This window comes from Pseudomonas sp. TUM22785 (assembly GCF_028198105.1).
Lineage (GTDB): Bacteria > Pseudomonadota > Gammaproteobacteria > Pseudomonadales > Pseudomonadaceae > Metapseudomonas > Metapseudomonas solani.
Genome location: NZ_CP116239.1, coordinates 6,711,603 through 6,722,907, shown reverse-complemented (window position 1 = coordinate 6,722,907; position 11,305 = coordinate 6,711,603). Strand labels below are relative to the sequence as shown.

The window sequence follows — 11,305 nt, the reverse complement described above, 5'->3', positions numbered from 1 at the left end:
GATATGGAGAACCGGACGCTGCGTTATTTCGACGCGGAAATGCGCTACCTGCGCGAAGCCGGGCAGGAGTTCGCCGAAGCCTTCCCCGACCGGGCGGCGCACCTCAACCTGGACCGGCCGGGGGCCCGCGACCCCTATGTCGAGCGCCTGTTCGAGGGCTTCGCCTTCCTCATGGGGCGCCTGCGCGAGAAGCTCGACGATGACCTGCCCGAGTTGACCGAGGGCCTGGTCAGCCTGCTCTGGCCCCACTACCTGCGGACCATTCCGTCGCTGTCGATTCTCGAGCTCACTCCCGACCTGCAGCAGATGAAGCGCAGCGAACGCGTCGAGCGCGGCTTCGAAGTGTTGTCGCAACCGGTGGGGCCGCAGCGTACCCGCTGCCGCTACACCACCACCCAGGACCTGACCCTGCAGCCGTTGGCGGTGGATTCGTTGCGCCTGGCCCATGAGCCGGATGGGCGCCCTGTGCTGCGCCTGCGCCTTGCCTGTGGCGCGCTGACCGAGTGGCCGCAGGTGGACCTGAGCCGGCTGCCGCTGTACCTCAACGCTGAAGCGTCGGTGGCCAGCGCGCTGCACCTGGCCCTGACCCGTCAGGTGCATGCCCTCTATGTGCGCCTGCCCGGCACACCGGAACGCATGCCCTTGCACGGGCATTTCTCCGCCAGCGGTTTTAGCGAGGCCGATCGGCTCTGGCCCAAGGGCGACAGTGCCTTCAGCGGCTACCAGTTGTTGCTGGAGTACTTCAGCTTCCGCGAGAAGTTCATGTTCGTGACCTTGCATGGCCTGGAGCGGCTCGAGGTGCCGGAGGGCGCGCCCTGGTTCGAGCTGGAGGTGGTGCTGGCCGAGGGTTGGCCCCATGATTTCCAGCCGCGCACCGAGCATATCCGCCTGCACGCGGTGCCGGTGATCAACCTGTTCGCGCTGGAAGCCGATCCGCTGCGCCTCGACCCGTTGCAGAGCGACTACCTGCTGCGCCCCATGCGCCTGCAGGACGGGCACACGGAAATCTATTCGGTGGACCAGGTCACCGCGTCGAAGAATGCCGAGCGCGAGGACTATGTCCCCTTCACCAGTTTCCGCCACAAGGGCGGGATGCTGCGGGACGACGCCCCGGAGCGCTACTTCCATACCCGCCTCAAGCGTGGCGCGAATGGGCTGCACGACACCTGGCTGATCCTCGGTGGCGAGGGCTTCGACGTCGATCGGCTGGTCGCCGACGAGAGCCTGTCGCTGCGCCTCACCGGCACCAATGGCCAACTGCCGCGCAAGGCATTGCAGAGCACCCTGCTCGACACCCTGGTGCAGTCCACCCAGGCCGGCTTGCGGGTGCGCAACCTGTGCGCGCCGACCTTGCCTTGCTATCCGCCCAGCCGCGACCGCTTCCACTGGCGCGTGCTCAGCCACCTGGGGTCGAACTTCCTGCCCATGCTGGGCAATGCCGAGGTGTTGCGCGGCACCCTTGCCCTTTACGACTGGACCGCGAGCGAGCTGAACCGTCGCCGCCTGGAAGCCATAGTCGATGTGCGCCACCACCTGATCCAGCGCTTCGAGAAGGGCTTCCTGCTGCGCGGGGTCGATATCGAAATCACGCTGGATGCCAACGGCTTTTCCGGGGAAGGGGACATCAGCCTGTTCGGCGAGATGCTCAGCCGCTTCTTCGCCCTCTATGCCGATGTGCACCTGTTCAACCAGCTCACGCTGATCCTGCAACCCACTGGAAAATGCCTGCGATGGAACGAGAATCACAGCCAGCGTATTCCCGGCTGAACGCCAGCGGCCTGCTGCAGGCCCTGGAGGGGCGCGTCGCTGAAGCGAACCTCTACCGCTTCTGCCAGCTGCTGGAGCAGGCCCTCCCGGGGCAGCCCCCACTGGGGGCTACCGAACGCCCGTCGGACGACCCGGTGCGCTTCCGCCCCGACCCCGGCATGGGCTTCCCCGCCGCTGAGCTGAAGGCCATCGAGATCGACGAGGAACAGCCCGGGCCGGCCACGGTACGCACCCGCCTGCTGGGGCTGTACGGCGTCGATTCGCCCCTGCCCACCGCCTATCTGGACGACATCGCCCAGCGCCGCGAAGGGCATGAGGCCCTGGCCGCCTTCCTCGACATCTTCAATCACCGGGTCTTCACCCAGCTCTATCGCATCTGGCGCAAGTACTCCTACCCCGCGACCTTCGAACCCGGCGGGGCCGACGCCACGTCCCAGTGCCTGTTCGGGCTCATCGGCCTGGGCATTCCCGGTACTGCCGGGCACGTCGCGACCCCGATCTCGCGCTTTCTCGCCCTGCTCAGCGTCATGCGCCTGCCCACCCGCAATGCCGAGGGCGTGGCGGCACTGGTCACGCTGCTGGCACCCAACACCCGCGTCACCGTCACGCCGCACTGGCCGCAGCAGGTGGTGCTGGAGCGGCCCGCACGGCTGTCGGCGCGCTTCCCGGTGAGCCTTTCCCAGGGCACGCCGCTGGGGCCGCTGGGGCGTGATGCCAATAGCCAGCTGCACCTCGCGCTGTTCACCGACGACCCGGACGAGGCGCGGGGCTGGTTGCCGGGTGCGCGCCTGCACAGCGACCTGCTGGTGCTCCTGCGGGTCTACCTCGGCTGGCGCTGCACGGCGCGGCTGCAGCTGTCCCTGCCGATCCGCTGCCTGCCACGACCGGCGCTGGGCCAGGCCGGGCTGCTGCTCGGCATGACCGGCCTGCTGGGGCTGGGCAGCAGCGGGCGGGTGGGCGAGCAGGGCACGGTCAGCCTTCCGCTGGGGCGCTATCGAGGCCTGCGGAACAATCCCGAACACAGAGAGGCACAGCATGTTGCGTACCGTTTCTAGGCCCCTGCTGCCCGCCATGCTGGCCGCGATGCTTGGGGGGTGTGGCCTGTATCAGAGCGTCGGCGACGGTTCGACGGCGTTCGCCAGGTCGATCTTCTACAAGCAGGTGAAAACCCTGCATCTGGACTTCAGCGCCCGCGCCGCGATCAACACCGACCCGAACGACATGTCCGGACTGTCCGTGCCGACGCTGGTGCGCGTTTACGCGCTGCGCGATGGCCAGGCCTTGCAGCGCGCGTCCTATGACCGCCTGCTGGATGACAGTCGCGACCTGCTCGGCGCCGACCTGCTGGATGAACGCAGCCTGGTGATCAACCCCGACGAGGGGGCGCAGCTCAGCGTGCCGTTGGACGAGGCCGCCCAGGTCGTCGCGGTGGTCGCCCTGTTCCGCCAGCCGGACGCCGCCGTCGACAGTTGGCGCCTGCTGCTCACCCGCGACGAACTGGACCCGGACCAGCCGCGGGTGATCGAGCTGGGCCACAACCGCCTGACCCTGCGCCCGCTGCCCGAGGGCTGACGGATGACCGAGCACGCCCCATCGCTCTACGAAACCTTGCTGCAGAACTTCACCGGCGAGCTGGAGCTGCACCAGGTGCGCGAGGAAGACCAGCTCGTCCTCTCGGTGCTGGACAACCTCCAGCGCATCCTCGCCAGCCGTGCCGGCTCGCTCAGCCACCTGCCGGACTACGGCCTGCCGGACATGGGCCAGGTGCTCCAGGGGCTCCCGGCCGCCGCCCACGGGCTGATCGGCGCACTCACCCACACCCTGCTCAAGTACGAACCACGGCTGGCGGACCTGCAGGTCCGCCTGTTGCCCCAGACGCAGCCGGGGCACCTGGAATACAGCCTCGATGTACGGCTCGGGAGCGGCGAGCAGGCCACCTTCGGCACCACGCTGGCGCCGACGGGCAAGGTGCTGGTCCGCCACCTCAGGCGGCAGAACTATCTCTAGACAGGACCCGATGCAGGAGTGAACACCATGAACGGACTCGTTGGCCGTGTGGGGGAGCATCCCCGCGAGCACGGCGACCTTGCGGCGCTCTACGAGGAGCTGGCCAAGTTGCACCACCCCGCCTGCCCGGATATCGACTGGCGCAGTGTCGAGCAATGGTGCCGGGAGTTGCTCCGTGACAACGGCAGCGACCTGCAGATAGCCGCCTTCCTCGCCCTGGCGCTGGCCCAGCGCTACGGGTTGCCGGGCGCGGCCGAAGGCATGGCCTTGCTGAGCCAGCTGCTGGCCGGTGCCTGGGATCGCTTGTGGCCACGAAATGCGACGGAGCGGATGGACATCCTCGCCTGGCTGTTCACCCAGTTGCAGCCGCTGTTGCGCGGGCTGGACATCGGCGGGAAGGACGCCCCGCTGATCCGCGGCCTTGAGGCGGACCTGGCCCTGGTGCAGGACGTTCTGGGGCGACAGCGCCTCCCCGCGATGACGGCGATGCGGGCACTGAACCAGCAGGTCGCCACACTGGCCGGGCGTTTGCAGGACGACGCGCCTCCACCGCCCCGCACGACCCGCGAGCGCCAGGGCTTGGCACCCGAAATGCCCATGCGCCTGTTCATCTCCATGCCGGAGCAGGGGCAGGCGGCGTCGGTCGTCTACCTGGATCGGCGCCCGGCCGGGCGTGGGCTGCGTATCGCCCTCGTGCTGCTTGGCCTCGTCGCATCCGCGTTGGCGGGTGTGGTGGGCTGGGGCCACTGGCAGCGCCTGCAGGGGGAGGCCCGTGCCGCCACCGAGCCGATTCGGCTGGACAGCCTCCAGCTGTTCGCGTCCGGCAGCGCGGAGCTGAAGCCCGACTCGACCAAGGTGCTGATCAACGCCCTGGCCAACGTCAGGGCACAACCGGGCTGGTTGATCGTCATCACCGGGCATACCGACGCCACCGGCGACGAGCTGCGCAACCTCGCCCTGGCGCAGGCCCGGGCCGCAGCGGTCCGTGACTGGATGAAGAACATGGGGGATGTGGCAGACGACTGCTTCGCCGTGCGCGGCCATGGCTCGGGGCAACCCATCGCCGACAACGCCACCGAGGCCGGACGCGCGGCCAACCGCCGTGTCGACATCAGCCTGGTACCGGAACCGGACGCCTGCCAGGCTCCTCGTTGAGGTGGTTGCCAGCGCTCCCCGGCCCGGGTCATCACAGGGGCCGGGGGCATACGATCGTCGCCTCGCTGTTAATTGTTATTTGATAAGCATTATCATCCGCGCTCTCTTCCTCGAAGCCTGCGCCGCTCCATGTCCGATACCTCCTCACCGGCCGACCTGCCGCCGGATGCGCCCGCATCCGGCGATCCGTCGCGGCGCGAGGATCTGTTGCGCGTGTTCCTCGCCCAGCGGGAGCGGATGGAGGCACTGGTCAGCCGCCGCGTAGGCTGCCGCGCCACGGCGGCGGACCTGGTCCAGGACCTGTTCCTGCGCTTTTGGCGCCGCCCGGCGGCACCGGTGGAGGACCTGGCCACCTACCTGCTGCGCAGCGCCCACAACCTGGCCATCGACCACATGCGCAGCGAAGGCGCGCGCACCCGCAACGAGGCCGGCCTGCTGCTCGAACAGGACGATGCGCCGCCCCCGGAAGCGGCGCTGGAGGCCGGCAACGACCTGCGTCACGTTGAAGCGGCCTTGCGCTCGCTGCCCGAGCGCACACGCCACATTTTCCTGCTCAACCGCATCCACGGCAGCACCTATGGCGACATCGCGCGCGCCATGGGGCTTTCCCAGTCCGCCGTGGAAAAACATATGATGCGTGCCTTGGAAGCCTGCAAGGCCAGCCTGCAGGACAGGCCGGCCACCATCTCGCCGGGGAGCGCGAAACCATGAGTCTCGATCAGCAGCGGCCCGTCGCCGCCACCAGCAGCCAGCATGCCGTCGAGCAGGCGGCCTGGCTGTGGATCGGGCGCATGCAGGGGCGGCCTTCGCCGGCCCAGCGCGAGGCCTTCGAGCGCTGGCTCTATGCCGATGTCACCCATATCGAGGCCTACGCCCAGGCCCAGGAGCTGTGGCGCCGTACCTGGCCCGCGACCAATGCCATCGCCGCCGAGGACGACGCGCGCCTGCGCCAGTACCTGGAGCGCATGGCCGTGCCGCCTGCTCGTGGGCGGCGCTGGGGCGCCCTGCTGGCGATGGCCGCGAGCCTGGCGCTGGTGGTCTGGGGCGGCGGCTGGAAACCCGTCGACTGGCTGCAGGACCTGGGCGCCGACTACGTGTCCGCGCCCGGTGAGGTGCGCACGGTGGAACTGGCCGACGGCTCGGTGATCACCCTGGATGCCGACAGCGCGGTGAGCGTCGAGCTGCGCGCGGACGAACGCCATGTCGAACTGCGTCGCGGCGCGGCCTTCTTCCAGGTCAGCCATGGCGAGGTGCCGTTCGTGGTCTACGCAGCCGGTGGCGAAGCCCGGGTGCTCGGCACCCGCTTCGGCGTGCGGCTGCGCCACGGCGGCGCGCGGGTCACGGTGGAGCAGGGCAGGGTGGGCGTCACCGCCGCGCCCGGCCAGCCCCAGGACGTGCTCGCCGCCAACCAGCAGCTGGTCTATGGCGAAGGCAAGGCCGGTGAAACCTGGACGGTGGACGCCCAGGCGCAGCTGTCCTGGCGGGAAGGGCGGCTGACCTTCTACAAGACGCCCCTGGCCGATGTGCTGGCTGAGCTGGCGCGCTACTACCCGGGGCGCATCGTCCTGCTGGACGACGAGCTGGCCGCGCGACGCATCAGCGGCAGCTTCCCCAGCAACGACCCCCACGCCATCCTCGACTCCCTGCGCGCCGTGGTCGGCTTCCGCCAGCACGAGGTGCTGGGCCGGTTGATCGTGTTGCGCTAGCTGTTTGGTGCCTGTTCTGTAGGGGCGAATTCATTCGCCCATCAGGCCGAAGGCCTGCCACACGGAGCCCTGCGGGGCAGCTGTGCTGCCCTTGGCGAATGAATTAAGTGTTGCTAGAGGATTTGAGCCCAGCTGATTGCCGAGTTTTGTTGGTGCTTCTGGTTTCGCCCCCCGGGCGAGTCCCTTTTAACAATCGCCTTAAAAGGAACCAAAAGCGCTCGCCCCTGCATACGGGTCTGGCTTCGCCAGACTTCCCTCGCTCCATCATCGTTCCAGGGGCACGCCGCGAAGGGCCATCCCTGGCCCATCGCGGCTCTCGCGACATCCATGTCGCTCAACCCCTTACACGACGATTGCGCTCGGCCTCCTGAAAGGGGCATTTGGCCGCTGCTCCAACGTCTTCGCCAGAGCTTTCATCGATGTGCGCATCACGCTCGGGGCACAGCCGTTTCCGTAGGGTGGCGTAGAGCGAAGCGAAACCCACGCGGTGGGCGTGACAGGGAGTCATAAATGCCCGGGAAGTACCGTGCTTACGCCCTTGTTTTAGAACCACAACAGCTAATGCAGACAGAGCCAATGAATTCGCCCCTACACAAAGCTGCTGTCCGGCAGGCGGTTTTATTTTTTTCAAAATTATTTTCAATTTCAGGTGAGGTATCCGCTCGCGGGCTCCGTGTAGGAGGTGGAATGCGATTTATTCGCAAAGAAACCCATCAGCCAGGGGGCAGGTCATACCCATGAAGTACAGGACATCGCGGTTGCAGGGCGGCGCATTCAAGCGCCTCGGTCTGGTTTCGGCATTGCTCGCCCTCGGCCACGTGGGCGGGCTGCCGCTGGCCCATGCCGCCGATGCCGAGGCGCCCGCCGCCGCGCTGGCCAGCGTGCATGAGTTCGCCATCGCCGCGCAGCCGCTGCCCCAGGCCCTGGCCGCCTTCACCCGCGTCACCGGGCTGGCGCTGGTCTACACCGAGGATGCCGCCTACCAGGTCCAGGCGCCGGCGGTGAACGGCCGCATGAGCGCCGAGCAGGCCCTGGCGCAGCTGCTGGCCGGCAGCGGGCTGGGTTATGCACAGGTCAACCCCGGCACCCTCACCCTGGTGCCCCGCGCCAACGACGGCGCGCTGAACCTCGATGCGGTGAACATCAACTCCCGCCAGCTGGTCGCCACCAGCTACCAGCCGCCACCCACCACGCGCCTGATGCGCTCGGAAACGCCGCTGCTGGAGATCCCCCAGGCGGTGGCCGTGGTGCCCCAGCAGGCGCTGCTCGACCAGCAGCCGCAGAACCTCGACGACGCCCTGGCCAACGTCAGTGGCATCACCCAGGCCAACACCCTCGGCAGCACCCAGGATGCGGTGATGAAGCGCGGCTTCGGCGACAACCGCGACGGCTCGATCCTGCGCGACGGCATGCGCACCATCCAGGGCCGCAACTTCACCGCCACCGCCGAGCGCGTGGAAGTGCTCAAGGGCCCGTCGTCGATGCTCTACGGCATCCTCGACCCGGGCGGCGTGATCAACGTGGTCAGCAAGAAGCCCTTGCTGGAGGACTACAGCGCCATCACCGGCCGCGCCTCCACCTATGGTGATGGCAAGAACGGCAGCGGCGGCACCCTCGACGTCACCGGCCCCCTGGGGGATTCCGGCCTGGCCTACCGGGTGATCGCCGACTACGACGACGCCGACTACTGGCGCAACTTCGGTCACAACCGCGACAAGACCTTCGCCCCGTCCTTCGCCTGGTATGGCGAAGACACCACGGTGAATCTCAGCTTCGAGCACCGCGAGTACTCGGTGCCCTTCGACCGCGGCACGGTCTTCATCAACGGCAAGCCGCTGGCAGTGCCGGCCACCCGCCGCCTGGACGAGCCCTACAACGTCACCGAGGGCCGCTCGGACTTGATGATCCTCGACCTCGAACACCAGTTGAACGAGGCCTGGAAAGCCCACTTCGCCTACAGCTACAACCGCGACACCTACGACGACTACCAGGCGCGGGTGCAAAGCCAGAACGCCAACGGCACGCTGAGGCGTCGCCTGGATGGCACCCGGGGCGCGGTGAGCACCGAGCATTTCGCCACCTTCGACCTGGACGGCAAGGTGCAACTGGCCGGCATGCAGCATGACCTGTTGATGGGCGTGGACCACGAGTACCGCAAGTTCTACCGTGAGGACCTGATCCGCCAGACCACCAGTCTCAGCTTCAACCCCTGGAACCCGGTCTATGGCCAGGTGCCGGTGCCCACCACGGTGGCCGCCGGCGACAGCGACCAGACCGATCGCGTGGTGAGCCAATCCGCCTTCTTCCAGGACTCGGTGCACCTCAACGAGCAGTGGATCTTCATCGCCGGTGCTCGCTACCAGCTCTACGACCAGCTCGCAGGTCGCGGCCGTCCGTTCACCAAGAACACCGATATCGACGGTCAGCTCTGGGTGCCCCGTGTTGGCCTGGTCTACAAGATGACCGACGAGCTGTCCCTCTACGGCGGCTACACCGAGTCCTTTAAACCGAATTCCACCATTGCGCCGCTGAGCGGGACCGGATCGGTGAACGCGATGGCTCCGGAGGAGGGCAAGAGCTGGGAGATCGGCGCCAAGCTGGATATGCCGGGCCGCATCACCGGCACCCTGGCGCTGTTCGATATCGTCAAGGAGAACGTCGCCGTGACCGAACTCGATGGCTCCAACCGAGCAGTGGGTGAAGTCCGCTCACGTGGCATTGAGCTGGATGTCACCGGCCAGGTCACGGACAACCTCAGCCTGATCGGCACCTTTGCGTGGCTGGATGCGGAGCTGACCAAGGACCCGCTCTACAAAGGCAACGAACTGCAGAACGTTGCCAAGCGCAGTGGCTCGCTCTCGGCGGTCTATGACTTCGGCCAGGTGTTCGAGGGTGATCGTTTGCGTGCAGGCTTTGGTGGTCGCTACATCGGCTCCCGTGAGGGCGATGTCGCCAACAGCTTCAACCTGCCTCACTACGCGGTCGCCGACGCCTTCGCCGCCTACGAGACGCCCTTGGGTAACGACAAGCGCCTCAAGCTGCAGCTGAACCTGAAGAACATCTTCGACAAGACCTACTACAGCTCCTCGGTGAACCAGTTTAACGTCTCGGTCGGTGACCCGCGCCTGGTGCAGCTCTCCAGCACCCTGGAGTTCTAAGCCCCGGTCGACCCCGCATGGTGGACCGGTGAAGCGTGGTCCACCGGCATCACACCGAGCACGGTGCATGACCGTAGGTTGGCGCCGAGCGCAGCGAGGCCCAACACGGCGATCCCGAACCCGCAGCACAAGACGTTGAAGGCCTGCGGGTGGACGTCGCTCTTCACGTCCACCAGCGGAGTACCGATCGACCTCGCCGCATGCAAGGTGCTGTGAAAAGGCGGGAGCGCGTTGCGCTCCATCGCGGATGAATCCGCTTGTATGTCCTAGGGTGGAACCTGTCGGGGGGCGGAGGGAGCGAAATCGCTTCTGCAAGCCAGACCGTGGGAGATTTCTCCCGCCCCTCACCTCACTGCAAGCGCCGATAAGGAATCCATCGGCTCAGGTCCGCCCCCGAGACCGACCATATCTGCAAGCCTGCGCCATCGTGAGCCCCCGACAGGTCATTCCATCTTGGCCCTGGGAGTTCGTCATGACAATGCAGAGCACCGTAATCGGTATCGATGTCGCCAAAGACAGTCTGAGTCTGTATCGAGCAGATCTGGAGCAAGCCAGAGAGCTCATCAATGAACCGCACGCTATCGCCACCTGGCTCAAGAGCCTGCCTGCAGGTTGCAGCCTGGCCATCGAAGCCACCAACACCTACCACGTTGCCGTCGCCACGCTGGCGCACAAACGTGGCCACAGGGTCTACGTGATCGATGGTTACCGCCTGAGCAACTACCGCAAAGGCATCGGTGGCCGGGTCAAGAACGACCTGAGCGATGCCCGTCTGCTGGCCCGCTACCTGGCTCATGAACAGAAGCAGTTGCACCCCTGGGCGCCGCCGAGCCGCCTGTACCGCAAGCTGCAGGCCCTGTTGCACCGTCGCGCCACCCTGGTGCGAGTAACGACGGCTCTGCGCCTGAGCTTCGCCCAGGATCGCCAATTGGCGGAGGCATTGAAGCCCGTCCTGCAGCAGATGAAAGACCTGGAGCGGACGCTTAACGCAGCGCTGCAATCCACGCTGAAAGAGGCCGGTTTGAGCGCGCAGGCACAACGTTGCCAGGAGATCGAAGGGGTTGGCCCGATCACCGCTGCCGCGCTGAACCTGGCCTTCCTGCGGGGCACCTTCCGCAGTAGCGATGCGTTCATCGCCTTTCTCGGGCTGGATGTCCGGGTCAGGGAATCGGGGCGCTACATCGGCCGGCGCAAGCTGACCAAGCAGGGGGATCCGGAGATACGACGGCTACTGCATAACGCCGCCATGGCCGCCAGTCGCACAGCCGCCTGGAAGGAACGCTATCAAGCTTATTTACAGCGGGGTTTGAAGAAGACCGAGGCCCTAACGATCCTCGCCCGGAAACTGGCCAGAATCGCCTTTGCCCTGATGACCAGCCAACAGCCGTACCGACACCGGGACGCTACGGCTGGTTGACATAGAATCTCCCACAACAACAAGGCGTGCCGCAGCGGATCGTTAACTTCGCCGTAACGATCCGTCCCCGGGCTTGATTGATGACCCACCGGTCG

General features: G+C 66.8%; 9 protein-coding genes. All 9 read left to right on the top strand.

Features of this window, described 5'->3' with window-relative positions:
- Positions 1 to 3: 3 nt before the first annotated feature.
- The 9 genes from tssF to PI990_RS30330 all read left to right on the top strand — a co-directional run bounded on the left by tssF (position 4) and on the right by PI990_RS30330 (position 11,210).
- Positions 4 to 1,767, top strand: a complete 1,764-nt coding sequence (gene tssF / locus PI990_RS30370; protein WP_442969359.1) for a type VI secretion system baseplate subunit TssF — start codon at positions 4 to 6, stop codon at positions 1,765 to 1,767.
- Complete coding sequence (tssG, locus tag PI990_RS30365) at positions 1,731 to 2,822, top strand: type VI secretion system baseplate subunit TssG (protein WP_271659379.1); 1,092 nt, start codon at positions 1,731 to 1,733, stop codon at positions 2,820 to 2,822. The genes tssF and tssG overlap by 37 nt, the downstream gene beginning before the upstream one ends.
- A complete protein-coding gene (gene tssJ, locus PI990_RS30360; RefSeq protein WP_271659378.1) occupies positions 2,803 to 3,339 on the top strand; it encodes a type VI secretion system lipoprotein TssJ in 537 nt (178 codons plus the stop codon). The genes tssG and tssJ overlap by 20 nt, the downstream gene beginning before the upstream one ends.
- 3 nt (positions 3,340 to 3,342) lie before the next feature.
- Positions 3,343 to 3,774 (top strand): type VI secretion system baseplate subunit TssE, encoded by a 432-nt coding sequence (gene tssE / locus PI990_RS30355; protein ID WP_184492261.1) that lies wholly within the window; start codon positions 3,343 to 3,345, stop codon positions 3,772 to 3,774.
- A 27-nt stretch (positions 3,775 to 3,801) separates the two neighbouring features.
- The gene (locus tag PI990_RS30350) at positions 3,802 to 4,929 is read left to right on the top strand and encodes a type VI secretion system ImpA family N-terminal domain-containing protein (RefSeq protein ID WP_271659377.1); all 1,128 of its coding nucleotides are present in this window, start codon (positions 3,802 to 3,804) and stop codon (positions 4,927 to 4,929) included.
- A gap of 129 nt (positions 4,930 to 5,058) precedes the next feature.
- On the top strand, positions 5,059 to 5,640 hold the full coding sequence (locus PI990_RS30345; protein WP_271659376.1) for an RNA polymerase sigma factor: 582 nt from the start codon (positions 5,059 to 5,061) through the stop codon (positions 5,638 to 5,640).
- Positions 5,637 to 6,635 (top strand): FecR family protein, encoded by a 999-nt coding sequence (locus PI990_RS30340; protein WP_271659375.1) that lies wholly within the window; start codon positions 5,637 to 5,639, stop codon positions 6,633 to 6,635. Before PI990_RS30345 ends, PI990_RS30340 begins: the two co-directional genes overlap by 4 nt.
- A gap of 737 nt (positions 6,636 to 7,372) precedes the next feature.
- On the top strand, positions 7,373 to 9,793 hold the full coding sequence (locus PI990_RS30335) for a TonB-dependent siderophore receptor (protein ID WP_271659374.1): 2,421 nt from the start codon (positions 7,373 to 7,375) through the stop codon (positions 9,791 to 9,793).
- A gap of 472 nt (positions 9,794 to 10,265) precedes the next feature.
- Complete coding sequence (locus tag PI990_RS30330) at positions 10,266 to 11,210, top strand: transposase (protein WP_271657778.1); 945 nt, start codon at positions 10,266 to 10,268, stop codon at positions 11,208 to 11,210.
- The last annotated feature ends 95 nt before the right edge of the window (positions 11,211 to 11,305 follow it).

Bases quoted from the DNA above. Each gene is read 5' to 3' on its own strand.
- tssF (WP_442969359.1), top strand. From the start codon at position 4: ATGGAGAACCGGACGCTGCGTTATTTCGACGCGGAAATGCGCTACCTG.
- tssG (WP_271659379.1), top strand. From the start codon at position 1,731: ATGGAACGAGAATCACAGCCAGCGTATTCCCGGCTGAACGCCAGCGGC.
- tssJ (WP_271659378.1), top strand. From the start codon at position 2,803: ATGTTGCGTACCGTTTCTAGGCCCCTGCTGCCCGCCATGCTGGCCGCG.
- tssE (WP_184492261.1), top strand. From the start codon at position 3,343: ATGACCGAGCACGCCCCATCGCTCTACGAAACCTTGCTGCAGAACTTC.
- PI990_RS30350 (WP_271659377.1), top strand. From the start codon at position 3,802: ATGAACGGACTCGTTGGCCGTGTGGGGGAGCATCCCCGCGAGCACGGC.
- PI990_RS30345 (WP_271659376.1), top strand. From the start codon at position 5,059: ATGTCCGATACCTCCTCACCGGCCGACCTGCCGCCGGATGCGCCCGCA.
- PI990_RS30340 (WP_271659375.1), top strand. From the start codon at position 5,637: ATGAGTCTCGATCAGCAGCGGCCCGTCGCCGCCACCAGCAGCCAGCAT.
- PI990_RS30335 (WP_271659374.1), top strand. From the start codon at position 7,373: ATGAAGTACAGGACATCGCGGTTGCAGGGCGGCGCATTCAAGCGCCTC.
- PI990_RS30330 (WP_271657778.1), top strand. From the start codon at position 10,266: ATGACAATGCAGAGCACCGTAATCGGTATCGATGTCGCCAAAGACAGT.